The sequence below is a fragment of the Lysobacter capsici genome, from assembly GCF_018732085.1.
GTDB classification, from domain to species: Bacteria; Pseudomonadota; Gammaproteobacteria; order Xanthomonadales; family Xanthomonadaceae; genus Lysobacter; species Lysobacter capsici_A.
This window is the reverse complement of the sequence record NZ_CP076103.1, coordinates 97956-122720: the sequence shown is the minus strand read 5'-3', so window position 1 is coordinate 122720 and position 24765 is coordinate 97956. Positions and strand designations below refer to the sequence as shown.

Annotated in this window: 15 protein-coding genes and 1 pseudogene; 5 read left to right on the top strand and 11 right to left on the bottom strand. The window is 68.2% G+C overall.

The annotated features are described in order from the left end of the window. Positions 1-137: 137 nt before the first annotated feature. Positions 138-788, bottom strand: a complete 651-nt coding sequence (locus KME82_RS00520; protein WP_215496797.1) for an IS1595 family transposase — start codon at positions 786-788, stop codon at positions 138-140. 261 nt (positions 789-1049) lie between these two features. On the opposite strand from KME82_RS00520, the gene KME82_RS00515 reads away from it, so the two are divergent. The 3 genes from KME82_RS00515 to KME82_RS00505 all read left to right on the top strand — a co-directional run bounded on the left by KME82_RS00515 (position 1050) and on the right by KME82_RS00505 (position 4018). Further along, positions 1050-2078 carry a pyridoxal-phosphate dependent enzyme gene (locus KME82_RS00515; RefSeq protein WP_215496796.1) on the top strand — a complete coding sequence of 343 codons (1029 nt, stop codon included), beginning with the start codon at positions 1050-1052 and terminating at the stop codon, positions 2076-2078. 225 nt (positions 2079-2303) lie between these two features. Further along, on the top strand, positions 2304-3122 hold the full coding sequence (locus KME82_RS00510; protein ID WP_215496795.1) for a V4R domain-containing protein: 819 nt from the start codon (positions 2304-2306) through the stop codon (positions 3120-3122). 143 nt (positions 3123-3265) lie between these two features. Continuing rightward, positions 3266-4018, top strand: a complete 753-nt coding sequence (locus tag KME82_RS00505) for an MHYT domain-containing protein (RefSeq protein WP_215496794.1) — start codon at positions 3266-3268, stop codon at positions 4016-4018. Here KME82_RS00505 and KME82_RS00500 read toward each other — a convergent pair. Continuing rightward, entirely contained in the window at positions 3988-4287 is a 300-nt protein-coding gene (locus tag KME82_RS00500) for a hypothetical protein (protein WP_215496793.1), read from the bottom strand. The genes KME82_RS00505 and KME82_RS00500 overlap by 31 nt on opposite strands. A 311-nt stretch (positions 4288-4598) precedes the next feature. Between KME82_RS00500 and KME82_RS00495 the strand changes: the two genes are divergently transcribed. Continuing rightward, positions 4599-5027 carry a ketosteroid isomerase-related protein gene (locus KME82_RS00495; protein ID WP_215496792.1) on the top strand — a complete coding sequence of 143 codons (429 nt, stop codon included), beginning with the start codon at positions 4599-4601 and terminating at the stop codon, positions 5025-5027. A gap of 662 nt (positions 5028-5689) precedes the next feature. Here KME82_RS00495 and KME82_RS00490 read toward each other — a convergent pair. The 5 genes from KME82_RS00490 to KME82_RS00470 form a co-directional block, all read right to left on the bottom strand. Then, positions 5690-7141, bottom strand: a complete 1452-nt coding sequence (locus KME82_RS00490) for an efflux transporter outer membrane subunit (RefSeq protein WP_215496791.1) — start codon at positions 7139-7141, stop codon at positions 5690-5692. After that, on the bottom strand, positions 7134-10304 hold the full coding sequence (locus KME82_RS00485) for an efflux RND transporter permease subunit (protein WP_215496790.1): 3171 nt from the start codon (positions 10302-10304) through the stop codon (positions 7134-7136). Before KME82_RS00485 ends, KME82_RS00490 begins: the two co-directional genes overlap by 8 nt. 263 nt (positions 10305-10567) lie before the next feature. Further along, the gene (locus KME82_RS00480) at positions 10568-11788 is read right to left on the bottom strand and encodes an efflux RND transporter periplasmic adaptor subunit (protein ID WP_215496789.1); all 1221 of its coding nucleotides are present in this window, start codon (positions 11786-11788) and stop codon (positions 10568-10570) included. Then, the gene (locus KME82_RS00475; RefSeq protein ID WP_215496788.1) at positions 11785-12759 is read right to left on the bottom strand and encodes an SDR family NAD(P)-dependent oxidoreductase; all 975 of its coding nucleotides are present in this window, start codon (positions 12757-12759) and stop codon (positions 11785-11787) included. Before KME82_RS00475 ends, KME82_RS00480 begins: the two co-directional genes overlap by 4 nt. Beyond that, on the bottom strand, positions 12756-13037 hold the full coding sequence (locus KME82_RS00470; protein ID WP_215496787.1) for a DUF2798 domain-containing protein: 282 nt from the start codon (positions 13035-13037) through the stop codon (positions 12756-12758). Before KME82_RS00470 ends, KME82_RS00475 begins: the two co-directional genes overlap by 4 nt. Positions 13038-13573: 536 nt before the next feature. On the opposite strand from KME82_RS00470, the pseudogene KME82_RS00465 reads away from it, so the two are divergent. Next, positions 13574-14533: pseudogene (locus KME82_RS00465) on the top strand (LysR substrate-binding domain-containing protein); the annotation flags it as partial. Positions 14534-14834: 301 nt separating this feature from the next. Here KME82_RS00465 and KME82_RS00460 read toward each other — a convergent pair. From KME82_RS00460 to recC, 4 genes are all read right to left on the bottom strand, one after another. After that, a complete protein-coding gene (locus KME82_RS00460; RefSeq protein ID WP_215496785.1) occupies positions 14835-15638 on the bottom strand; it encodes a type I restriction enzyme HsdR N-terminal domain-containing protein in 804 nt (267 codons plus the stop codon). Between the two features lie 176 nt (positions 15639-15814). Continuing rightward, on the bottom strand, positions 15815-17659 hold the full coding sequence (recD, locus tag KME82_RS00455; RefSeq protein WP_215496784.1) for an exodeoxyribonuclease V subunit alpha: 1845 nt from the start codon (positions 17657-17659) through the stop codon (positions 15815-15817). Next, a complete protein-coding gene (gene recB / locus KME82_RS00450; RefSeq protein ID WP_215496783.1) occupies positions 17656-21261 on the bottom strand; it encodes an exodeoxyribonuclease V subunit beta in 3606 nt (1201 codons plus the stop codon). The genes recD and recB overlap by 4 nt, the downstream gene beginning before the upstream one ends. Continuing rightward, positions 21258-24674 (bottom strand): exodeoxyribonuclease V subunit gamma, encoded by a 3417-nt coding sequence (gene recC, locus KME82_RS00445; RefSeq protein WP_215496782.1) that lies wholly within the window; start codon positions 24672-24674, stop codon positions 21258-21260. The genes recB and recC overlap by 4 nt, the downstream gene beginning before the upstream one ends. Between the last annotated feature and the right edge of the window lie 91 nt (positions 24675-24765).

The following is a 24765-nucleotide window of genomic DNA, read 5'->3' as shown; positions in this document are numbered from 1 at the left end:
TGAATCAAGCCGGGCGCTTCGTACCCTCCCGGATGGGTTCCCCCCTTTGCAAAAGGGGGGCCAGGGGGGATTTGCTTTTGCTTTTGCTTTTGAAGTCGAGCGAAAGCAAAAAGCAAAGGGGCTGTCCTAGATAAGGGTTATAGCCCAACCCAGTCCCGCAGCGTGTTGAGCTGCTGACGGGGCGTCCCATAGTTGAAACGGAACTCGCACTCTTTCAGGAACAAGAAGAAATTCTTGCGCGGAATGCCGTTGTACTTGCGCAAGATCCGCTTGGACTGATTCCAGAAGTTCTCGATGCCATTGATGTGGTTCCCACGACGGGTTACGAACTCATGCCGGTGATTCACCCGTCGATGCTTGAAGCCCGACACATCCAGGATGTTGTAGCTGGCCAGGTGATCGGTATAGACCACCGAATGGGCCAAAACCCGGGTTTTTAAGGCCGTCAGCAAGGTCTGGCTGCGGGTGTCGGCAATCGGCAAGGCATACACCTTGCCGTCGCGCTTGAGGGTGCCGAACACGCAGACCTTGCCCGCGGCGCCTCGTCCTCGCTTGCCTTTACGCGCTCCGCCGAAGTAACTCTCGTCGCACTCAAAGACCGCCATTTCCGGCTCGACTTCGGCCATCTGAGCGGCAATGCATTGGCGCAGCTTGTGGAAGTACAGCGCCGCGGAGTTGCGATGAATTCCCACCAGATCGGCCGCGGTACGGGCGGTCGCTTGGGCCACGAACAGCTCGACCAGCCTGAGTTGGTCTTTTTTGCTTATCCGACAGCGACTTATCGCCATTTCTCATCCTAGATCGAATTCTTATCTAGGACAGCCCCAAAAGCAAATCCCCCGCGCTCCACCCTTCACCCGTCATGACGTTACGCCGGGCGCTTGCCCCCTTTTACAAAGTGGGCACCGATTCACTCGCTTCGTTTGAAGCAAAGTCTTCGCCCTATTCCCAACTCGTTCACGCCTTCCAAGACATCCGCAAAATCCACCCCGCCCCAACCAGCCAAGCCCCGCACCCCGGCCCGCCCGCCGCTGCGCTACGCTTGGGCCATGAACAATCTCTCCGCTCCGCACGGCGTCGAGTCCGCCTCCGCCGCCCCGCACACGACGTCGGCCGATCCGGTCGCGCCGACCTATTCCGACATCCTCGCCGCGGCCGCGCGCATCGCCCCGCTCGCGCACGCCACGCCGGTGCTGCGCTCGCGCGCGATCGACGAACTCGCCGGCTGCGAGCTGCACTTCAAATGCGAGAACCTGCAGCGCGGCGGCGCGTTCAAGTTCCGCGGCGCCAGCAATGCGGTGTTCTCGCTCAGCGACGAGGAGGTCGCGCGCGGCATCGTCACCCAGAGCTCGGGCAACCACGGCGGCGCGATCGCGCTGGCCGCGCGCCTGCGCGGCACGACCGCGACCGTGGTCGCGCCGCACAACACGCCGCAGGTCAAGCTCGCCGCGATCCGCGCCTACGGTGCGCGGATCGTCCATTGCGAACCCGATCAAGCCTCGCGCGATGCGACCACCGCGCAGGTGCTGGCGCAGACCGGCGGCGTGCTGGTGCATCCGTTCAACGATCCGCGGGTGATCGCCGGCCAGGGCACCGCGACCCTGGAACTGCTCGCCAGCGTGCCGACCCTGGACGCGGTGATCGCGCCGGTCAGCGGCGGCGGACTGCTGTCCGGTACGGCGATCGCCGCCCACGGCCACAACCCGGCGATCGAGGTCTACGGCGCCGAGCCCGAAGGCGCGCGCGACGCCCACGACTCGCTGCGCGAAGGCCGCCGCATCACCGGCCGCAAACCCGACACCATCTGCGACGGGCTGCGCGCCGAACTGGGCACGCTCACCTTTCCTATCCTTCGCTCACATCTGCGCGACATTCTGTTGGTCGACGATCCGCAGGTGATCGCGGCGATGCGCTTGATCTGGGAGCGCATGAAGCTGGTGGTCGAGCCGTCGGGCGCGGTGCCGCTCGCGGTCGTGCTCGCCAATCGCGAACGATTCGCAAACCGACGCGTCGGTCTGATCGTGTCCGGCGGCAACGTCGATCTGGATCTGATCGCGCAATGGTTCGCGCGCGCATAGCGTGACCGGTTCGCGAGCTGCTTTGCGTTTGTTATGCGACTCGTTTTCTAAGCTGCGCTTCTAGTCGCATAAGCCGCGTAAAACCCGGCTTTTTCTGTGATCTTCGTTTGTGTTTTTTGTGAACACAGCTGGCACGCTGCGCCATCGCGCGCCAGTCCCTAGCCATGCGCGCGGCTCGTTGCAGGAGTCGGGACCGGACCAGCGCACAGGCCAGGGAGTTGCAACATGGTGGATGTCGAATTTCGCGTGGTGTCCGATCGTCGCGATGGCTTGTTGCTCGCGCTCGGGCAAGTGGTCATCGCCAACGGTTTCACTCTGTTGCGTCAGCGCATGCTCAACAGCGAGGAAGGCGTGGTGCTGGTCATGGTCGTGCGCGGCCCGGCCGAAGCCTTGTTGATGCTCGAAGAACGTCTGGGCACCCATCACCTGGTGCAAAGTTTCGAAGCCTCGCCGTACGAGCCGGCGCCCGCCGCCGCGCCGGCACCGGCGCCGTCCGCGCGCAACGGCGCGCCCACTCATGCGCCGGCCGCCGCCGCGCCGAGCGCGAACCCCGCCGCGCCCGCCTCGTATGCCCCCGCGCCGGCCGCCACCGCCGCGCCGATCGACACCCAGCGCGTGGAAACCCTGTTGCCGCAGCTCGCGCGCAACTATCCCAACATCCTGCTGCAGCTGGTCGCGCTCGAGCGCGAGCTGCCGCCGACCCAGCGCGAGGCGACCTTGCGCTACATCGGCCAGCGCGTCGGCGCCTGGGTCTACAAGCGCGACTTCGCCCTCGGCGGACAGCTGCCGCTGGCCGACTCGGTACGCCGCATCGCCCTGCCGGCGATGCGCCAGCTGGTCCAGGCCGAACTGCACGACGACGTGCTCAAGGTCCGCAACAGCCCCTTTTGCCATCGCGGCGAAACCGGCGAGTGCTGCCACTTCCTGCGCGGCATGCTCGGCGGTCTGCTCGAAGGCCAGCACGGCGCCGACGGCGTGCGCGTGGTCGAAAGCCAGTGCCGCAACACCGGCGCGGAAAGCTGCCGGTTCGAATTCGAAGCCTGACCGGTCCGATCCCGGTCGTCCACGGCAGGGATCGCCGTGGCGCAAGGCACGCCGGGATGCGCCGACGTGCGATGCCGACATGGCGCGGGACGACGCCGTTGCGGCCCATTGTCACTTCAACCCATCCACCCAGGGGGTTCGCCATGCCGCACGATCCAGCCATTCAATGCATCCATGACCCGTTGCTGGTCATCCTGTCCTACGTCGTCTCGGTGCTGGGCTCGTTCACCGCCCTGCAACTGGCGATCGCGATTCCGAACGCGACCAGTTCGACGCATCGCTGGCGCGCGGTCGCCGCGGCCGGCATCGCGATGGGCGGCGGCGCGATCTGGGCGATGCATTTCATCGCCATGCTCGCTTGCCAGATGAACGTGGAAGTGACCTACGACCTGCCGATCACGCTGGGCTCGGCGGTGATCGCGGTGGTGTCGTGCATGGCCGGCCTGGCCATCGCCGGCACCGGGCTGTTCAACTGGGGCAAGTTGATCATCGCCGGCGTGCTGATGGGCCTGGGCGTGACCGGCATGCACTACGCCGGCATGTCGGCGATGCTGATGCCGGCCGATACGGTCTACAACAGCACCCTGGTGATGGCCTCGGCCGGGATCGCGATCGTCGCCTCGATCGTGGCGCTGTGGCTCGCGTTCAACCTGCGCGGCTGGGGCCAGATGCTCGGCAGCGCGCTGGTCATGGGCGTGGCGGTGTGCGGCATGCACTACACCGGCATGCTCGCGGCCAGCTTCGTGCCGAACGAAGCGCGCGCGTCGCTGGTCGCCGGCGGCGTCAGCGGCGGCTACCTGGGCGTGGGCATCTTCGTGGTCACCACCGCGCTGCTGGCGGCGGTGCTGACGATCAGCCTGCTGCGTCAGCGGCAGCGATCGATGGTGCGGATTTGAGGTTGCCGATGCGCGCTTGCCGGTGACCCGATGACCCGATGACCCGGTGGGCTTGCTGGCGAGATCGGTTCGTTTGATTCGGTTCGCTTGATGTGGAAAGGCCCGCCTGGTGCGGGCCTTTTCTTTGGGCGGTTGGGGATTGTGTGGTCGGTGGTCGTGGCTTTGGCTTTGGCTTTGGCTTTGGCTTTGGCCTTGGCCTTGGTTTTGGTTTTGGTTTTGGTTTTGATGTTGATGTTGATGTGATGGTTGTGGACGGCTAGATACGCCACATGCGACGCCTCTTTCAGATCGTCATTCCCGCGAAAGCGGGAATCCAGTGCCTTTCGTGCGAGAACGCTTGAAGTCGCTGGATTCCCGCTTTCGCGGGAATGACGACCTGGTGAGATGACGCTGAAGGCTCTGGATTCCCGCCTTCGCGGGAATGACGGCCTGAAGATGCGTGGGACTAGGCTTTCCCGACTTCGGCCATGCCCCAGAGCGCCGCGCCCGCATCAATCCCGACCAACCCCACCAACATTCTCGCCACCACCCGAATGCGCCATCATGTCCCCGCCCCGCCCCATCCCGCAGGACCCAGCCCATGAAGATCGACGGCACCCGCAGCCATGACCGCGCCACCGAACTGGTGTTGTCCTATTACGCCGCATTCAATCGCGCCGATTGGGACGGCATGCTCGCCACGCTCGGCCCGCAGGTCGTCCACGATCTCAACCAGGGCGCGCGCGAAACCGGACTGGAGGCGTTCGCCGCGTTTCTGCAACGCATGGCGCGGCATTACCGCGAACAGCTGCGCGACATCGTGGTGATGGTGTCGCCCGATGGAACCCGCGCGTCGGCGGAGTATGTGGTGCATGGCGAGTACCTGGTCACCGACGCCGGTTTGCCGGAAGCGCGCGGCCAGCGCTATGAACTGCCCGGCGGCGCGTTCTTCGAGATTCGCGACGGCAAGATCCAGCGGGTCACCAATTACTACAACCTCGAGCATTGGGTGGCTCAGGTCGGCGCTTGAGCGGACGGCGAATCCGCCGCGCGCGAAAGATCGGGCTTGGTCGGCGATGCGTAACCGGCACTGACGCCGGCGGACGGGCGCGATTGCGTTCGAAAAGGGATTGGCGCTCCAGGGACGAAGCGCGGGACAAGCGCGCGGCGTGGGGATTGGCTGTTCGCCGGTAACGGCGAACAGCGCCCGGCTCAAAACAGAAACCGACGAACCGGCCGTTCCGCCTGCCGCCGGATGCGCGCTACCAGGTCGCGCATCCAACGGTCCGCAGGCAGCGGAACCCAGTACCACGCCGCGATGGCATCGCGACCGGTCCGTCGGGTGGGGGTGAAGCCGCGGGGACAGCGCGGTGCGATGCGAACACCCAGGTCATCGAAAACGACCGCGCATCAGCTACTTTCCGCACCGTCTCGCGCACTTCGATTGCAATGAAAAGGACCGACGACGGCCACGGCGAAAGAGAGGGGGAGCGAGCGTCGCCGTGGCCGTGGGTCGTCGGTCAAGAGGTGGAGCCGGGAATGGGGAATCGAGAATCGGGAGTCGATAAAGCAAAGCGCTCATCCTCGCAACGGTCGCGAATCCCCGTCCTCAGGAATCGGTAGATCGCAAACCATCCGATGCGTCGCAACCGCTAACCGATTCCCGACTCCCAATTCCCAATTCCCGACCAATCAGTTACGCGCCACCCCCTCCCGCACCGGCTCGCGGCCCGGCCAGCCGCCGGCCATCGCCTTGTACAGCGCGATCGCACCGGTGACGCTGCGGGTGCGGCCGTCGGCGAAGGCGTCCTGCGCCTGCAACTGGGTGCGTTCGGCGTCGAGCACTTCGAACAGGTCGGCGGCGCCGGCCTCGTAACGCACGCGCGCGAGTTGCGCGGCCTTGAGGCTGTCCTGCGACGCGCGCTCCAGGTGCTGGTCCTCGACCCGCGCGCGGGCATAGCGCACCAGCGCGTTCTCGGTGTCTTCCAGCGCCAGCAACACGCTCTGCTGGTAGCGCGCCAGCTCGCCTTCGGCGCTCGCATCGGCCGCCTTGATGCGCGAACGCACCCGGCCGATGTCGAGGAATGACCAGTCGATGCCGAGCGCGACCAAACGCGTTTCGCTGGCGCGTTCGAACAAGGCGCTGGTGTCGATCGCCTGCGAACCGATCAGGCCGCTCAGGGTGAAGCGCGGGAACAGATCGGCGGTGGCCACGCCGATGCGCGCGGTGGCCGCGTGCAGGCGGTGCTCAGCCGCGGCGACGTCGGGACGACGGCGCAGCAGTTCGCCCGGGGTGGCGGCGTCGAGGCGCTGCGGCAGCGACGGCAACGCCACCGCCTGATCGAGTTCGGCGATCAGCGCGTCGGGCGTCTGCCCGGTCAGCACCGCGAGGCGATGCTCGGTCACCGCGACCTGCGCCTCCAGGTTGGGCACGCGGGCCAAGGTCGCCTCGAGCTGCGCACGCGCACGCGAGGTGTCGAACTCGGTGCCGCGGCCGGCGTCGAAGCGCGCCTGCACCAGTCGCAGGGTCTCGGTCTGATTCTCGGCGTTCTCGCGCGCGACCCGCAAACGTTCCTGCAGGCCGCGCAGCTCGACATAGCTGCGCGCCACTTCGCCGACGATCGACACCTGCATCGCCTGCAGATCGGCCGCGCTGGCCCAGGTTTCGGCGCGCTCGGACTCGACGTTGCGGCGCACGCGGCCGAACAGATCGAGCTCCCAGCTCACGTTGGCCTGCGCGCTGTAGCTTTCGTTGTCGCGGCCGCCGTTGGACACGCCCGGCATCTGGTCGGAGCTCGAACGCGAATCGCTGCCGCTGGCGCTGCCGGTGATGGTCGGGAAACGGTCGAACTTGGCGCCGCGCAGCAGCGCATTGGCGCGGTCGTAATTGGCCAGGGCGATGCGCAGGTCGTGGTTGGCGGTCAGCGATTCCTCGACCAGCCGGGTCAGCAGCGGATCGTTGAACCCGCGCCAGAACTCGGCGTCGGGTTCGGGCGCGGCGGTGCCGTCGGTGCCCGCATCGGCGTCGCTGCGGGCGAACGCGTCCGGCGTGGCCAGGGTCGGCCGGACATAGTCCGGACCGACGGCGCAGGCGGCCAGTGCGAGCGTCAGCACGGCGATCGCGGGGAGTTTGAAATTACGCATGGACTTTCTCCGAAGCGTTGTGGTGGTCGCCGTGCGAGACCAGCTTGGTGCCGACCATCTTGCGCAGGGCGACGTAGAACACCGGGGTCAGGAACAGACCGAACAGGGTCACGCCCAACATGCCGGCGAACACGGTGATGCCGGTGACCGAGCGGACTTCCGCGCCGGCGCCGTGCGACAGCACCAGCGGCACGGTGCCCGCGATGAAGGCGATTGAGGTCATCACGATCGGACGCAGACGCAGGCGGCACGATTCCAGCGCGGCTTCGACGATGCCCTTGCCCTGCAGTTCCAGTTCGCGGGCGAACTCGACGATTAGGATCGCGTTCTTGCACGCCAGGCCCATCAACACCACCAAGCCGACCTGCACGAACACGTTGTTGTCGCCACCGGTCAGCTTGACGCCGATCAGCGCCGACAGCATGCACATCGGCACGATCAGGATCACCGCCAGCGGCAAGGTCCAGCTTTCGTACAGCGCCGCCAGCACCAGGAACGCGAGCAGGATGGCGAGCGGGAACACGATCAACGCGGCATTGCCCTGGCTGGCCTGCTGGTAGCTCAGGTCGGTCCATTCGATTTCCATGCCGTGCGGCAGCACCTTGGCGGCCACGTCCTTGACCACGTCCATGGCCTGCGCCGAGGACATCACGCGCGGATCGACGTCGCCGGCGATGTCGGCGGCCGGGTAGCCGTTGTAGCGCAGCACCGGGTCGGGACCGAAGGTCTGCTTGATGCTGACCATCGAACCGATCGGCACCATCTCGCCGCGGTCGTTGCGGGTGCGCAGGTTGGCGATGTCCTCGACGTTGTCGCGGAACGAACCGTCGGCCTGGGCGATCACCTGCCAGGTACGGCCGAACTGGTTGAAGTCGTTGACGTAGGCCGAACCCAGGTAGGTCTGCAGGGTGTCGAACAACTCGGTCAGCGGCACGCCCTGCGCCTTGGCCTTGACCCGGTCGACTTCGGCGTCGAGCTGCGGGACGTTGGCCTGGTAGGTGCTGTTGGCGTAGCCCATGCCCGGGGTCTGCATGATCGTGCCCTGGAACGAGCTGACCGCGGTCTGCAGCGCGCCGTAACCCAGGTTGCTGCGGTCCTCGATGAACATCTGGTAGCCCGCGCCGTTGCCCAGGCCGAGGATCGGCGGCGGCATCAGCGCGAAGGTGAAGCCTTCCTGGAAACCGGCGATCTTCTGGTTGATCTCGGAGGTGATCTCCACCGCGCTGCGGCTGCGCTCGGAGAACGGCTTGAGCGGCAGGAACGCCACGCCGGTGTTGGGCGTGTTGGTGAACTGCACCGCGTTCAAGCCCGGGAAGGCGATCGAGTGCTGCACGCCCTCGGTCTTCATCGCGACGTCGGTGACCTTGCGCAGCAGTTCATCGGTGCGCGAGATCGACGAGCCTTCCGGCAGCTTCACCGCGGCGATCAGGTACAGCTTGTCCTGCAGCGGGATGAAGCCGGCCGGCACGATCTTGAACATGAAGCCGGTCGCGACCAGCAGCACCGCGTACACCACGAACACCGCGCCGCGCTTGCCGAGGATGCCCGAGACCGAGCGCTGGTACTTCTCGGAACTGGAGGCGAAGAACCGGTTGAACGGACGGAACAGCCAACCGAACAGACGGTCGATCAGACGCGTCGGCGCATCCTTAGGCGCACCGTGCGGCTTGAGCAGACGCGCGGCCAGGGCCGGCGACAGGGTCAGCGAGTTGATCGCCGAGATCACCGTGGAGATGGCGATGGTCACCGCGAACTGCTTGTAGAACTGGCCGGTCACGCCCGACAGGAACGCCATCGGCACGAACACCGCGCACAGCACCAGCGCGATCGCGACGATCGGGCCGGACACTTCCTTCATCGCCTGGTGCGCCGCTTCCAGCGGGCTCAGGCCTTCCTCGATGTTGCGTTCGACGTTTTCCACCACCACGATCGCGTCGTCGACCACGATGCCGATCGCCAGCACCAGGCCGAACAGGCTCAGGGTGTTGATCGAGAAGCCCAGCAGGTACAACGCGGCGAAGGTACCGACGATCGAGACCGGCACCGCGATCAAGGGAATGATCGACGCGCGCCAGGTCTGCAGGAACAAGATCACCACCAGCACCACCAGCAAGATCGCTTCCAGCAGGGTCGAGACCACCGCCTTGATCGAGTCGCGCACGAAGATGGTCGTGTCGTACACCGCTTCGTACTTGATGCCTTCCGGGAAGCTCTTGGCGATGCGATCCATGTTCGCGATCACCTGCTCCTGGATGTCGAGCGCGTTCGCGCCCGGCGCCTGGAAGATACCGATGCCGACCGCGTTCTTGCCGTCGAGTTGCGAGCGCAGGCTGTAGTCGCCGGCGCCCAGTTCCAGGCGGGCGACGTCGGACAGGCGCACGATCTCGCCGCCGGCGCCGCTCTTGAGCACGATGTCGCCGAACTCCTTCTCGCTGCGCAGGCGGCCCTGGGCGTTGATCAGGGTCAGGAAGTCGCTCTTGGCGATCGGCTCGGCGCCGAGCTGGCCGGCCGAGACCTGCACGTTCTGCTCGCGCATCGCGCGGACCACGTCGCCGGCGGTCAGGCCGCGCGAGGCGACCTTGTCCGGATCGAGCCAGGCGCGCATCGCGTAGTCGCCGCCGCCGAAGATCTGCGCGTCGCCGACGCCGCGCAGGCGCGCCAGGGAATCCTTGACGTGCAGGCGGGCGTAGTTGCGCAGGTACAAGGTGTCGTACTTGCCGTTGGGCGAGGTCAGATGCACCACCATCAGGAACACGGGCGATTGCTTCTGGGTGGTCACGCCTTGCCGGCGCACGTCCTCGGGCAGTCGCGCCAGCGCCTGGCTGACCCGGTTCTGCACGCGCACGGCGGCATCGTCGGCGTTGGTGCCCGGGCGGAAGGTCACGGTGGTGACCAGCACGCCGTCGGAACCGGCGACCGACTTGATGTACATCATGTCTTCGACGCCGTTGATCGCTTCTTCAAGCGGCGTGGCGACGGTCTCGGCGATGACCTTGGGGTTGGCGCCCGGGTACACGGTACGCACGACCACCGAGGGCGGTACCACTTCGGGATATTCGCTGATCGGCAGGATCGGTATCGCGATCAGGCCGGCGGCGAAGATCACGATCGACAGCACCGCCGCGAAGATCGGTCGATCGATGAAAAATTTGGAAAAGTCCATGACGGATTCCTTGGTGCGGTGTTTGGCCGCATGAGTCCCCGGCCTGCGCCGTGGGGGCGCGGGCCTTGATTACGGAAACCTTGTGAGTGCGTTTGTTTTGGCCCGTCATTCCCGCGAACGCGGGAATCCAGAGACTTCAAACGTTCTCGCCCGAAAGGCCCTGGATTCCCGGGTTCGCGGGAATGACGGGGTGGGGCTTCGCGGTTTCTTGCTGTTCGAGCGTCGCCGCGGCGTTCAAGCCGCGGCGCGTCCGTCATCGGTGGTTACAAAGCCCCGGCCGCCGCGCCCGGCGCCGTCGGCACCGGCGCCGCGGCGCCCATGGCGATGGTCTTGGGCGACACCGGCATGCCCGGGAAGAACACCTTCTGCACGCCGTGGACGATGACCTTGTCGGTCGGCGCCAGGCCCGATTCGACCACGCGCAGGCCCTGGATCATGCGGCCGAGCACCACGTCCTTGCGCACCGCTTCGTTCTTGGCGCCGAGCACGTACACGTACTTGCGGTCCTGGTCGGTCAGCACCGCCTTGTCGTCGACCAGCATGGCCTTGAACTCGGCGCTGCCCTCGAGCTGCACGCGCGCGAACAGGCCCTGGGTGAAGATGCGGTCGGCGTTGTCGACCACCGCGCGGGCGCGGATGGTGCCGGTGGTCGGATCGACCTGGTTGTCGGTGAAGTCGACCGTGCCCTCGTGCGGGTAGCCGGTTTCGCTGGCCAGGCCGATGCGGACCGGGTTCTTGTTGCCTTCGCGCTGGCCCTTGCGCGCCAGTTCGTTGTAGCGCAGGTAGGTCTGTTCGTCGCTTTCGAAGTAGACGTACATCGGGTTCTGCGACACCACCGAGGTCAGCACCGTGGTGTCGGCCGTGGCGAGATTGCCGACGGTGACCATGGCGCGGCCGGCGCGGCCGTCGATCGGCGAGCGCACTTCGCTGAAGGTCAGATCCAGCTGCGCCGAGGCCACCGCGGCTTCGGCCGCGCGCACCGCGGCGTCGCCCTGGGTGGTGGCGGCGCGGCGGGTCTCGGCTTCTTCGCGCGAGATCGCCTTGGCTTCGACCAGGGTCTGCGCGCGCTTGTCCTGGGTCTGGGCCAGGCGCGCTTCGGCGCGCGCCTGTTCCAGCTGGGCCTGGGCGCGGTTGAGCTCGGCGCGGTAACGGCGCGGATCGATCACGAACAGCAGGTCGCCCTTCTTGACCTCCTGGCCTTCCTTGAACGCGACGCGATCGACGTAGCCGCTGACGCGGGCGCGCAGTTCGACCGATTCCACCGCGCTGACGCGGCCGGTGAAGTCGTCCCACTGGCGCACCTGCTTGCTCAGCACCTGGGCGACGCTGACTTCCGGCGGCGGCGGCGCGCCGGCTTCGGGGGTGGCGGCCTGGCTGCCGCAACCCACGGCGGCCAGGGCGATGACGACGCTCGCGGTCAACGCGAGCAGCGAGAGCCCGAGGCCGGGTCGGCCGGAGCGGGCGGGAGAGTTGCGAGTGCTCATCGGGGGGTGGGTTCCTGTTTGGGATTATTCGTGGTCAACGACTTGAGCAATGCGCGCGCGTCCTGCAGACAGCGTTGCGTTTTTTCGTCGGCGGGGCTGCCCGGATCTTGCGGACACGCATCGCTGGAAGCCGTTGTGGCCGTGATCGTCTTGGGCGTGCTGGTGCGGCTGGTAGTGGTGGAATACGAATCGGCGTCGGGACGGGGCGGGCTGGCGAGGGCGCTGGCGGGCGAAGGGGGGAGCCGCGCGGCGCTGCGCGGCGGCAGTTCCGGTGGGGGCTGGCGCAGCGCGTACGGCACGATCGCGCGCGGCAGCTCGCCGCTGACTTCGTGATCGATCAGCGCCATCACGCGCTGGCCGACCGACAGCGCGCTGGGCCATTCGGGGCAGGAATGGCGTTGGTTGAACTCGGTGCACACCGGCGAGTCGACCGCGAGCAGCTGCACGCGCACGGCCAGCTGACGCGCTTCGTCGTGCAGCACGCGCGCGAGCATGCGCAGCGCGGCCGCGCCGATCGAGCGGTGGCCGTAACCGGCCCACGGGTGCTCGCTGCCGGGACCGCCGATCAGCACGTAGGTGCCGCCACGGTCGTATTGCGCCAGCAAGGGCAACAGGTGGCGCGCCGCGGCGAGGTGGGGGAGGAGATCCTCGTCGAGCTTGCGGCGCAGGAAGTCGGCCGGGTTGTCGAGCAGGCGGCCGCGCTCGGCGCCGCCGCAGACCGCGGCGACCACGCCCGCCAGCGGCCGGTCGAGCTTGCGCAGGGCACGCGCGAGCTTGGCGCCGGCGGCGTCGCTGCTGACCGAGCCCGCGATCGTGGTCAGGTCGGCGTGGGGGTAGCCGGCCTTGAGCGCCTTGAGTTCGCTGTTCTGGCGAGCGACCGCGATCACCGGGCGACCGCTGTCGATCGCCGCCTGCACGACCCCGCGGCCGACGCCGCCGGTGGCACCGAGTACAACCAGTGGAGCTTTCATTGTCCCGCTCCCGGGACTTTTTCTCCCACTCGCGGGATGATCGCGTGACGCTTGTCATCCCGGGTGTAGTAGCTGAGCACGGCGCTGACCGCCGGCATCAACAGCATCGCCGCGGGCAGGGCGATGGTGAAGGCCAGCACCCAGGCCAGCATCCAGGCTTCTTCCGGGCCCTGGGAAAGGCCCTGTCGGAAAACGACCACGGCCAGCCCGATCAGGGCGGACATGGCCACCAGCATCAAAGGTAGAAAGGCGAAACGGGCTTGGCGGGGGGTCAACATGGCGGGGGACTCCATCGATCTGCGGCACAGAGTAGAGATGGGAACAGCACTTGATTAGCCATGGATTAAGGGAATAATTGTCCCGGCAACGGTCCAATATCCCGATCACCCCCTTGAAAGCCCCGGCACGGCCCCCTAACCAGAAGGGATCGAGAAGCAAACCGGGGCGATCCAGAGCCATCGATACCATCGACCGCGACACTGTCGGCCTGCGCAGGCCGCGGCGGCAGTGGCCGGGATCAGCGGACATCGATGACACGCGTCACCCCACACCAGGCCGGTCGGAACCGGCGGGCGCCACGCCACGGACAGCGATCCATCGCCCTGCATTGAACCGGCGGCCGCGCCGGCGCGATATCCGGATTCCCCTGCTTTGGCTTGTCGACTCACCGGCTCGCCGCCGCTGCCGTAACCGCTTCCGCTCCGCCGTCCCCGCAATCGACCCTCTTTCTTTCGTTCCGCCTTCGAAGCGAACCTGCGCAGCCGTCGCCGACTCGCGCCGCTAGTTTCGATCTCTACCAAGGAGGCCATTCCCCATGGCTCACGATCTCAACGACACCCTGATCTTCGTGAAGGTGGTCGAAGCCGGCAGCTTCATTTCCGCAGCGCGCGCGCTGCGCCTGCCCAAGACCACGGTCAGCCGCAAGGTGCAGGAACTGGAAACCCGCCTGGGCGCGCAGCTGCTGCATCGCACGACCCGCAAGCTCGGCCTGACCGAGGCCGGCAACCTGTATTTCGAACACTGCCAGCGCATCGCCCGCGAACTGGCCGAAGCCGAAAGCGCGGTCGGCCAATTGCAGGGCGGCCCGCGCGGCTGGTTGCGCATCACCGCGCCGTACTCGGTCGGCATCACCTGGATCGCGCCGCTGCTCGGCGAGTTCCACGCGCGCCATCCGGAAGTGCGGGTGGAGATGAACCTGAGCAACGAAACCGTCGACATGATCGACAAGGGCATCGACGTCGCCCTGCGCGTGGGCGAGCTGCCCGACTCCAACCTGATCGCGCGCCGGCTGGCGATCTTCCGCACCCAGATCTACGCCAGCCCGAACTACCTCGCCCGTCACGGCGAACCGCTGCACCCCGACGACCTGCGCCATCACCGCACCCTGGCGATGCCCAAGTCGCGGCGCAACAACGAGTACGTGTGGACGCTCAGCGACGGCGAACGCAACGTCGATTACGTGATCGACCCGGTCATGGTCGCCAACGACCCCGGCCCCTTGCGCGGCGCGCTGCTGTGCGGCGAAGCGCTGATGCTCGCGGCCGACGTCACCGTCAAGGCCTTCGCCGAACAAGGCTACGTGCAGCGCGTGCTCGCGGGCTGGACCGGGCCGGAATACGAGTTCAACGCGGTGTTCCCGCGCGGCCAGGTGCAATCGCCGAAGGTGCGCGCGTTCGTCGACTTCCTAGTCGAACGCCTGAACTTCGACGCCGACTACATGCAGGTGCTGTGCCCGGACGCCAAGCGCTTCCGCAAGGCCTCCGAAGAAGCCGAAGCGGCGATGGCGCATGGTTTGGCGAAGGAAGCGGCCAGCGAACCGCGCACCATCGCCGTGCCGGTGGTCGAAGCGATCGAGGCGATCACCGAGGCGGTCGACAAGCGCGCGGCGAAGGCGCCCGCGCGCGGGGTCAAGCGTAGCGAGGAGGTCGTCGAACGCAAGGACGATACGCCGAGCGATGAGGATGCGGCGTTGGTGTAATCAATCGCCTCGACGTATGCAGTGACCGTCGAGGTGTTCGCTCCGTCCTTGCCAAGGACGGAGCGAATCGGCCGCAAACCGTTCGACACACAACGGATCAATCCGAAGCCGGCTGATCCTCGGCGGCATTCTTGCCCTTTGCGGACTTGACCGGGGTGGCGCGCAACGCCTTGTTCGCCGCCTTCATGATCTTCTTTCGGGCTTCGTCCGCCTTTTCCCCTTCCATCACCTCGCGCTTGATCACTTCTTTGATCAATACATCCCTGATCTGATCGCTGTCGATACGGACATCCGGCGACACACGCCTGAGTTCGCGCCGAACGACATCGATCACCGCATCGGTCTGGAGCATCGCCCCCACGAAGAAGCGCGACAGCGCCTGCTTCTGAATGTGATATTCGCCCAGCATCGAACGTTGCCAGCCTTCCTTGCACCACAGATACAGAAGTTCGATATCGCTTTCCAGGCGGGGACTCAATGCGCAGAAATCGATCTCCAGCACCAACTCCTGATCGATCGGCTTGGCGAAGACCAAGTGATACACGCGCCAGGTGATGCCATTGGTGAGCAACACCCAATCCACGCCTTGATTTGCCGCGTAGTCGATGGCCTGCTTGACGTGCTGATCCTTCAGCTCAAGACCGATTGCCTTGACTTCAATCAGCGTCTGCAGCTGATTGTCGATCTTTATGGCGAGATCGCAGAACGTTCCGCGAATCGAATGCTCGGAGGTGACATCCGAGTATTTGTCGTATCCGAAAACATCCGCCAACATGTCCTTGATGATGGTTACCGTATCGGCTTCACCGACATCACGCGCCTTGGCTGCTGAAAGAATGGGCTGATATCGCTTCAGGCCCGCGACCAGCCGTTCTGAAACCTTCTTCGGAATTGCCGCCATTTTTCACCCCTTGTGATGTGTGCATCCCATTGCCTGGCAGCCTGCGAATCCACGACCGCCGCGTTGTAGAGCGCTCCGTCCATTCAATTCGCTTGCCCAATCATGACCAGCATGGTCGATCTTAGCCCCGAGCGCGGTTCTATGCGCCCTGCTGATCCATTACGCAACTACCGTCGCTATCGCTCCGCCAACCGCCACGCCAACCCCGACACCCGCGCCGCATGCCGCGACAGCGCCAGCCGCAGCACCGCTTCGCTGCCGGCGATGTGCAGCTCGTGGCGGGCGCGGGTCATGCCGGTGTAGAGCAGTTCGCGCGACAGGTGGCGCGCGTCCTGGCGCGGCAGTTGCAGCCAGACCGCGTCGAACTCCGAGCCCTGCGCCTTGTGTACGGTCATCGCGAACGCGCCGCTGTGCGCGGGCAAGGCCGAGGGATGGAAGGGGCGCACGCCTTCGCTGCCGCCGGCGAACCAGGCGACGGTCGCCGCGGTGGCCAGTTCGCGGCCGTCGGCGTCGCGCGGCCGCAGGCAGATGCCGATGTCGCCGTTGAACAGGCCGTGGCGATAGCTGTTTTCGGTGATCAGCAGCAGGCGGCCGTGGAAATACGTCGGACGATGCACGCCGGCCAGCGCTTCTTCGATGCGCGCGTTCAACGGCGCCGCGCCCTGGCCGCCGTCGCGCAGCGCGGTCAGCAGGCGCAGCCGCGCGGCGGCCTGCAGTGCTTCGAGCGGATCGTCGATCGCGGCCAGCGCGCGCCACGCCGGCAGCAGCCAGTCGCGGCCGGCGCCGGCCAAGGGATCGTGCATGTCTTCGTGGAACTGCACGCCGGCCAATGTCCCGCTGCGCAGCAAGGCCAGCACGGTGTCGGCGTCGCCGGCGCGGGTGGCTTCGGCCAGCGGCGCCAGATCCAGGCTCTCGGCCTGACGGTAGCCGCGACGCAGATGCACGCGGTAGGCGCTCAACGGCGCCGGGTCGGCCTGGATCGCGATCTCGCCGAGCAGCGGTCGCAAGGAATCGGCCAACGATGCCGGCAGACCGTCGTCGTCGCCGGCCGCATCGACGATCGCCGCGAGCACGTCGCCGGCTTCCACCGAGGGCAGCTGATCGCGGTCGCCGAGCAGGATCAGGCGCGCGCCGGCCAGCACCGCCTCGACCAGTTTGCACATCAACGGCAGGTCGACCATCGAGGCTTCGTCGACCACGATCACGTCGAACGCCAGCGGATTGCGCGCGTCGTGACGGAAGCGCGGGCTGTCGGGCACGCTGCCGAGCAGGCGGTGCAAGGTGCTGGCCTGGGTCGGCAAGGCCTCGCACAGGCTCGGGTCGATGCCGTCGAGCGCGCTCAATCGCAACGCCGCCGCGCGCAGGCTTTCGGCCATGCGTTCGGCGGCGCGGCCAGTCGGCGCGGCCAGCGCGATGCGCGGCGCGCTGACGCCGTCGAGGCGCGCCTGCGCGATCAACAGCAGCAGCACCCGCGCGATCGTGGTGGTCTTGCCGGTGCCGGGGCCGCCGGTGGCGAGCAGCAGCGATTGCAGCAAGGCCAAGGCGGCCGCGCGCGCCTGGCGGTCGTCGTCGCGTGCGTTCGGAAACAGGATGGCGAACAACGGCGCCAGCGCGGCCAGGTCGGTCGGCGGCGGCGCGAACGCGGCGATCCGACGCAGGCCGTCGGCGAGACGGCGTTCGTACTCGCGATAACGGCGCAGATACAGCAGGCCGCGTTCGAGCACCAACGGCGCATGCGCGCTCGCGGCGATGCCGGGCGCGGGCGTGGCGACCCAGCGCGAATCGGCCAGCAGCGCGAGCCATTGCTCCGGATCGGGCCAGTCGGTGGTCGCTTCGCTGAGCCACTGCGGACTGCGCGGATCGAACGCGGCATGGCCGCGCGCGATCGCCTGCGAGGCCAGCGCGGCGGCGGCGAGCACCGCGTCGGGCGTGTCGCGGTCGAGCCGGCGCAGCGCCTGCGCGAACGCATGATCGACCGTGCGCAGGCTGCCTTCGCGATGCAGCGCTTCGAGCAGGCTCATGTCGCGGCTCCGGCGAACAAGGCATCGACCGCGTCGACCAGTTCGCGCGCGGGTCGGTGCGCATACAGGCCGGCCTCGGGATCGGCAGGGTCGAGGCCGCGGCAGAACAGATAACGCACGCCGCCGAAATCGCGCGCGTAGTCGTACGCCTCGCCGAGGCGGAAGCGCAGCCAGCGGTGCAGGGCGACGGTGTAGATCAGCGATTGCAGGGTGTACTCGCTTTCGCCCATCGCCCGCTCGACCTGGATCGCATCGTAGGACGGCAGGCGGTTGGTCTTGTAGTCGAGCACGTAATAGCGGCCTTCGAAGGCGTAGACCAGATCGATCTTGCCGGTCATCAGCCCTTCCAAACGGCGACGCAGGCCGAACGCCTGGCGTTCGCGCAACCAGCCGTGCGCGTGCAGGGTCGCCAGCAAGCGGTCGACCGGCACCGACTCCAAAGCGAAATGGAACTCCATCTCGCTGCGCCGCTCGCGCTCGGGCAGTTCGCACAGGCGCGTGCCTTCCGGCAGCGCCGCGGTGAGCGTCAGGCCGACCAGCGAAATCAGCAGCGGCATACCGTCGTCGATGTCGGCGTCGGTGTAGCCCTCGCCGCGCAACGCCGAGGCCAGCCACGCGGCTTCGCCGTCCGGCGCGGGCGCGTCGGCGCTCCATTCGCGCCATGCGCCGAAGTCCACGCGTTCCAGCGCGGTGTGGACGACATTGCCGAAACGGCTGCCGGAGTAACGCGCATCGCCGGGCGTGAGCACGGCCGCGGCGATGTCGGGCTCGTCTTCGGCGCCGCGCTCGTCGGCCACCAGTGCGCCCTGGCCGGCGCCGTCGTCCTCGTTGGTCAACTGGGTGAAGCTGTAGACCCACCAGTCGCGCGGCACGCTGTGGCGCGCACGACGCGCCGGCGGCACCGCGCCGGCCGCGGGCGGCGGCAGCGGCGCGGGCGCGTGTTCGAGCGGCGCGTCGTCGATGACGATCTCGCCGGGATGTTCGCGCGCGAGCGCGTCGGCATCGGCCAGCATCGCCTGCAACGGCGACGCGTTCGCCAGGTACAGCGGCCCGCTCGCCAGCCACAAGGCGTGGCGCGCGCGGGTCAGGCCGACGTAGAGCAGGCGCGCGTCTTCCGAACGCGCTTCGACCGCCGCGCGTTCGCGCGCGCTGTCCCAATCGGGCGCGTTCGGATCGAACACTTCGCTTTGCACCTGCAATACGCGGCCGTGCAACGGGTCGGGGTATTCGCACAGGCGGCCGCCGCGCGGCTCGCGCCCGATCGCGACGAACGGCAGGAACACCAGGGCGAACTCCAGGCCCTTGCTCTTGTGCATCGTCAGGATCTGCACGCGGCGCGCATCGGACTCCAGGCGCAGTTGCTGTTTTTCGTCGCTGTCGTCGGCCTCGGCGATGCGCAGATGCAGCCAGTCGCGCAGACCGTGCAGGCCGAGCGAACGAGTATCGGCTTCCTGCAGGGTTTCGCCGAGTTGCAGCAGATTGGTCAGGCGGCGTTCGCCGTCGGCCAACGTGAGCAGGCGCGGCGCGTGTTCGGCGCACAGGTCGCTGACCAACGCGAGTGGCCCGTGCCGCTGCCAGCGCTCGCGCCAACCCAGCGCCTGCGTTTGCCACGCCGCCTGTTCGGCCTCGTTCAACGCGAGTGCGGCAACCCGTTCGCCGTCCAAGCCGATCAACACCGTCGCCAACGCCGCGCGCAGACGCCCGCCGTCGCCGGGATGCAGCAGCGCATCGAACACCGTCAGCAATTCGATCGCCTGCTCGGTCGCGAACAGGCTGCGCCGGCCGGCCGCGACCGCGGCGATGCCGGCCGCGATCAACGCCTGCTGGATGCGCGCGGCTTCGTCGTGGCTGCGCACCAGCACCGCGATATCGCCCGGTTGCAGCGCGCGGCCGTCGATGCTCGCGCGGCCCTCGCGCGCGTCGCGCAACCAGGCATGAATCGCGGCGACACAGGCGCGCACCGCCAGTTCGCGCGATTCGGGCGCGCTCCATTCGGGCTTCTTGCGCTCGTCGTCGGGCGCCGGCAGACGCCGGATCGTCAATGCCGGTGCGATCGCGTTGTCGCGTTGCAGATCGGCATCGGCGACCGCGCCGCCCGGCGCGACTTCGCGAAAGCGGATGCGCGCATCGACGAAGGCGCTGTCGCCGGCCTGCGCGTACAGCGCCGAGATCGCGCGCAGCACGCTGGGCCGCGAACGGAAGTTGTGATCCAGCGGTGGCGCGGCTTCGGCCAGCGCCGCCGCCGACAGATAGGTGTGGACATCGCCACCGCGGAAGCCGTAGATCGCCTGCTTCGGGTCGCCGATCAGGAACAGGCCGGCGGCCCGCGCGGGTTCGCCCAGGCCCGATTCGAGCACCGTCGCTTCGCCGAACACGCGTTCGAAAATCCGCCACTGGCGCACGTCGGTGTCCTGGAACTCGTCGACCAGCGCCACCGCGTACTGCTCGCGCAACCGCTGCGCCAACGCCTCGCCATGCGGCCCATCGAGCGCCAGCGCGACATCGGCGATCAAGTCGTCGAAGCTCTGCACGCGCCGGACCCGCTTGAGTTCGGCCAGGCGCACGCGTCCGGCCTCGCGGATATCATGGACCAAGCGCAGCGCCTGCCGCGCCAGCCATTGCGCGCGCTGCGCGGCGACGTCGAGATAGCGTTCGACCGCGACGAACAGCGGCGACGACGGCGTCTGCGCCTGCTTGCCCTTGTTGGTCTTCTCCGTGAGCACCGCCGGGGTCAGCCGGTCGATGCGCGGTTCGATCGGTTCAATCGGATCGCCGTTCGCGCACCAGCGATCCAGCGCTTGCCGCAGTTGTGCGGGCAAGGTCGCGCGCCAGGTTTGTCCGTTGAGCACCTTGGCCGCCATCGCCGCTTCGATCGCATCGAACGCGCGCGCGCCGTGTTGCTCGTACACAAGCCGCAGGGATTCGGCCGCGTCCTGCAAGGCCGGCAACGGATCGGGCGACAGCTCTGGCGCGGAAGGCAGCAACACCGGCGCGCGCATCAGCGCGCCGAGGTCCGATGCCAATGCGCGCGGCCCGCCGGGCCATTGCAGCGACAGCAGTTCGGCCTGGCCGGCGTCGTTGCCGAACGCGCGCCACAGGTCAACCGCGATCTCGTCGATCAGTTCGCGCTCGCTGCCGATCATCTCCGGCGCGGCGAACGGCTGGCCGGTTTCCAGCGCGTGCTCGGCGAGCACGCGCGCGCAGAAGCCGTGAATCGTGACCACCGCGGCCAGATCGATCTCGCGCGCGGCGCGTTGCAGGCGCGTGCGCAGCGCCGCGGCGCCTTCGCGCTCGGCCTGCGCTTGCACCAGTTCGCGGGTGATCGCGCGTTCGCCGTCGTCTTGCGCGGCGATCAGGGCCGGATCGTCGGCGGCGATGCGCGCGGCCAACAGCAGACGGCGACGCAAACGCTCGCGCAGCTCCTGGGTGGCCGCGTCGGTGAAGGTCACCGCGAGGATGTCGCCGATGCGCAGGCCGCGTTCGATCACCAGGCGGGTGACCAAGGTCGCCAGGGTGTAGGTCTTGCCGGTGCCGGCGCTGGCCTCGATCAGGCGCAGGCCGTCGAGCGGCAGGTCGAGGAAGGGATCGCGCACCGCGCTCATGCCTGTCCGCCTTCGTCGCGACCATGCACGACCGCGTCGAACACCAACTTGGCGATGTCGCGGAATTGCTCGCCCGAATCGGGATCGAGAAACGGATCGCGTCCGCGCAGCGCCAGCCGCACCGCGGCCGAACTCGCCTCGCCCCAACTGCGCGCGCTGCCGTGCCACTGCGCTTCGGCCTTGTTCCAGCCGGCCTTGTTCCAGGCGTTCGGGTCCTGCGCCGCGGCTTCGTACCACAGCCAACCCGCGCGCGGCAGGAACGGCAGCGGCATGCGCAGGCCGTAGTCGCGCAGACGCAGCAAGGCGCGCAACGCCGCCTTGGCCTCGCGCTGCGACAGCGCGCCGCGCAGATGCGGGCCAGGGCCTTCGGTGGTGTGGGCGAACTGCGCCAACGGGCGCGGATCGCCGAGCGCCGACAGCACCAGCCAATCCAGACCATGCGCGATCTGCGAGGGGCCGTGCAGGCTGTCGAAACGCAATCGCGCCAATCCACCGGCATACACATCGTCGAGCCGGCCACGCAGTTGGGTGCCGCCCAGATCGAGTTCGAACGGCAGCACCTGACCCTCGCCGTCGCGCCAGCGCGCGAACGCATCCGCGTATGGACGCACCTGACCGAGCAAGGCATCGAGCTGGCGCCGTCCCAACGGACCGGTCGGCAGCAGCGCGCGCGCGCGCAGGCTCGCCTGCAAACGTTCGCGATCGATCCGGCCGTCGCCGGCGATCAGGTCGTCGAACACCGCGCGCTGCAATTGCTGGCGCATCAGGCCCGGGCCGGGCAGCACCAGCGGTTCGACGTCTTCGCCGCTTTCGACTTCGTCGGGCAGGCGCAGGCCCAGGCGCTGGCGCAGGAACGCGCTCGGCGGATCGCGCAGGAACGCGCGCAGGTCCTGGTACGCGAGCGTCGGCGCGTCCACATCGGCCGGCATCGGCGGCAACGCCTCCTCCAGCCACGGGCCGAGTTGCGTGCGCGGGCCGTAGCCGCCGGCGTCGGCGGCCGGTCGCCATTCGCCGCGATAACTGAAGCGGCGCGGATCGATCTCGCCGCCGCGGCCGTCGGGATCGGCGCCGAACGCGGCCGGCGCGAACGGCTGCAGCGGTTCGCGCACCACGAACTCGCCGCGCGCGCGCGCCGGGTCGGCGTGATAGCGCGCGGCGACATCCAGCAACTCCGACACCAGGGTCGACGGCTCACGCGCGCTGCCGTCGCGCGGATCGGCGCCGAGGTAACTCAGATAGAACGCGTCGGACGCGGCGGCGAACAACTGCAGAAACAAGAAGCGGTCGTCGTCGCGCAACGAACGGTCGCCGTGGCGGCGCGCGGCGGTGCCCAGTTCGGCGGCGAGCCGGTTCATGCCGCCGGCCGGGTCGCGGCGCGGGTAATCGCCGTCGTTCATGCCAAGCAGGCAGATCACCCGGAACGGAATCAGCCGCATCGGCACCATCCGGCCGAAGCTGACCCCGCCGGTCAGCAGCGGCGCGCGGGTGTCGGCTTCGGCCAGGGTCGCGCGGAAATGCGCGCGCACCACTTCCGGCGGCACGGTCGCGTGGAAGTCGGCGTGCTCGGCGTCGCTGGCGAAGCGTTCGATCAGGCTGCGCAGGCGTTCGAGGGTGCGTTGGTCGGCGGGGTCGCGCGGACGCTCCGGCAACAGCGCGCGCAGCAGGCCGAGCAGGCGGTCGGCCCATTGCGCGGGCGTCAGCTCGGCGGCCAGGCCGCGTTCGAACCGCGCCAGCACCCGCAGCAGGCGGATCAACGCATCCAGCGCGTCGAGCGACGCGCCTTCGAGTTCGGCGTACGGCGCGATCCCGGCGACCAGGCTGTCGGCGGCCTCGCCGTCGCCGGCGGCGTGGCCGATCAGCAGGCGATCGAGCGCGAATGCCCAGGTGTAGGCGTCGTCGCCGGGCGCGTCGTGGCGGCTGCGATGGGCCGCGTCGATGCCCCAGCGCGCGCCGGCCTGACCGAGCCACAGGCGCAGCCGTTCCAGGCCGGCGCCGTCGAGCCCGGCCTGGTCGGCGATCGCCGGCGTCGCCAGCAGGTCCAGCACTTCGCCCAGGCCGAAGCGCGACACCGGCAATGCGAGCAGGCGCAGGAACACTTCAGCCAGCGGCTCGGCCGCGAGCGGGCTGACGTCGGCCAGCGCATACGGGATGAAGCCCGGCCGCCCGGCCAGGCCGCCGAACACCGCGGCGATGTGCGGCGCGTACGGGTCGATATCGGGCGCGAGCACCGCGATCTCGCGCGGCTGCAGCGGCGGGTCGAAGCGGCGGCCCTGTTCGGACTGCGGGTCGAGCAGGCCCTGCAGTTGATCGTGCAGCACCTGCACTTCGCGCAATCGGGTGTGGCAGGCGTGGACCTGCACGCTGGCGTCGAGACGGTCGACCTGCGCGCGCCACGGCGTCGCCGGCAGCGCGCGCCGGTGCAGCAGGTCGCGTTGCAGGCGTTGCAGCAGGGTGTCGCGCGAGGGGTCGTCGTGGCGGCTGTCTTCCGGATCGGCGTAGGCGGCGATCTCGCCGGAGGGATGCACCACCTCGTAGCCGCCGAGCACCGCCATGAAGTCGCGCCCGGCCGTGCCCCAGGCCTGCAGCAGCGGGTTGTCGTCCTCGCCGAACGCGGCGTCCTCGCCCTGGCGCAGGCGTTCGGCCAGGGTGCCCAGGTCGCCCCAGTACTTGCGAGTGGGGGTCGGCAGATAGAAATGCAGGGTGCCGGCGATCGCCTGGGTCGCGATCACCCGCAGCACGTCGGGCGAGACGTTGAGGGTGGCGAAGGCGAACAGGCGCGAGGGCAGCCCGCGCGGGATCTGCGCCGGGCCGCGCTCACCGCCGTCGTCGTTGAAGCGGCCCAGGTAGTCGTCGATGCGCCGCGCGCGGTAGCGGCGGCCGGCGGCGATGCGGCGCCACAGCGCGGCCTGGGCATCGTTGCGGTCGCGGCCGGCGTCCCAGGCCAGCAGCCAGTCGCGGCGCCAGGCCTGGTATTTCTCGAACAGCGAGGCGAGTTCGCCCGACAGCGACCACGACTTGATCGGGTCGTCGCCATCGAGGTACGCCCGCAGCGGCGCCAGCGCCGGTTCGCGCAGCTGCGCCGGCTGCGACAGCACGCCGTACAGGCGCCAGCGCATCGCCGCGGCGTCGAGATCGTCGCCGCGCTCGGCCGGATCGGTGTCGGGTTCGTTGGCGTCGAGCGCGCGCTGGACGAATTCGCCCGGGGTCAGGAATTCCAGGTTGGCCGCGATCCCGTACGCCTGCGCCAGCGTCGCCTGCAGCCAGCGGCGCATCGCGACCTGCGGGATCAGGATGGTGTCGGGGGTCAGCAGCGCCTGCCCGGGCGCGGGCGTGCGCAGTTCCTGCGCCAGCAGACCGGCGAGGACGTCCAGCGCATTGGAATGGTAGAGACGGAAATCGGGACGCGCGGGCATTGCGCCATCTTGCCGGAATGGGTGCCAAGACGCCTGGAGAGGGTGTGGCGATTGGGGGTTGGTTGGAGAGCAAAAGCAAATCCCCCACGGT

What these genes read in the sequence shown, in the direction of transcription:
- KME82_RS00520 (WP_215496797.1), bottom strand. Translation starts at nt 788, where the DNA reads ATGGCGATAAGTCGCTGTCGGATAAGCAAAAAAGACCAACTCAGGCTG.
- KME82_RS00515 (WP_215496796.1), top strand. Translation starts at nt 1,050, where the DNA reads ATGAACAATCTCTCCGCTCCGCACGGCGTCGAGTCCGCCTCCGCCGCC.
- KME82_RS00510 (WP_215496795.1), top strand. Translation starts at nt 2,304, where the DNA reads ATGGTGGATGTCGAATTTCGCGTGGTGTCCGATCGTCGCGATGGCTTG.
- KME82_RS00505 (WP_215496794.1), top strand. Translation starts at nt 3,266, where the DNA reads ATGCCGCACGATCCAGCCATTCAATGCATCCATGACCCGTTGCTGGTC.
- KME82_RS00495 (WP_215496792.1), top strand. Translation starts at nt 4,599, where the DNA reads ATGAAGATCGACGGCACCCGCAGCCATGACCGCGCCACCGAACTGGTG.
- KME82_RS00490 (WP_215496791.1), bottom strand. Translation starts at nt 7,141, where the DNA reads ATGCGTAATTTCAAACTCCCCGCGATCGCCGTGCTGACGCTCGCACTG.
- KME82_RS00485 (WP_215496790.1), bottom strand. Translation starts at nt 10,304, where the DNA reads ATGGACTTTTCCAAATTTTTCATCGATCGACCGATCTTCGCGGCGGTG.
- KME82_RS00480 (WP_215496789.1), bottom strand. Translation starts at nt 11,788, where the DNA reads ATGAGCACTCGCAACTCTCCCGCCCGCTCCGGCCGACCCGGCCTCGGG.
- KME82_RS00475 (WP_215496788.1), bottom strand. Translation starts at nt 12,759, where the DNA reads ATGAAAGCTCCACTGGTTGTACTCGGTGCCACCGGCGGCGTCGGCCGC.
- KME82_RS00470 (WP_215496787.1), bottom strand. Translation starts at nt 13,037, where the DNA reads ATGTTGACCCCCCGCCAAGCCCGTTTCGCCTTTCTACCTTTGATGCTG.
- KME82_RS00460 (WP_215496785.1), bottom strand. Translation starts at nt 15,638, where the DNA reads ATGGCGGCAATTCCGAAGAAGGTTTCAGAACGGCTGGTCGCGGGCCTG.
- recD (WP_215496784.1), bottom strand. Translation starts at nt 17,659, where the DNA reads ATGAGCCTGCTCGAAGCGCTGCATCGCGAAGGCAGCCTGCGCACGGTC.
- recB (WP_215496783.1), bottom strand. Translation starts at nt 21,261, where the DNA reads ATGAGCGCGGTGCGCGATCCCTTCCTCGACCTGCCGCTCGACGGCCTG.
- recC (WP_215496782.1), bottom strand. Translation starts at nt 24,674, where the DNA reads ATGCCCGCGCGTCCCGATTTCCGTCTCTACCATTCCAATGCGCTGGAC.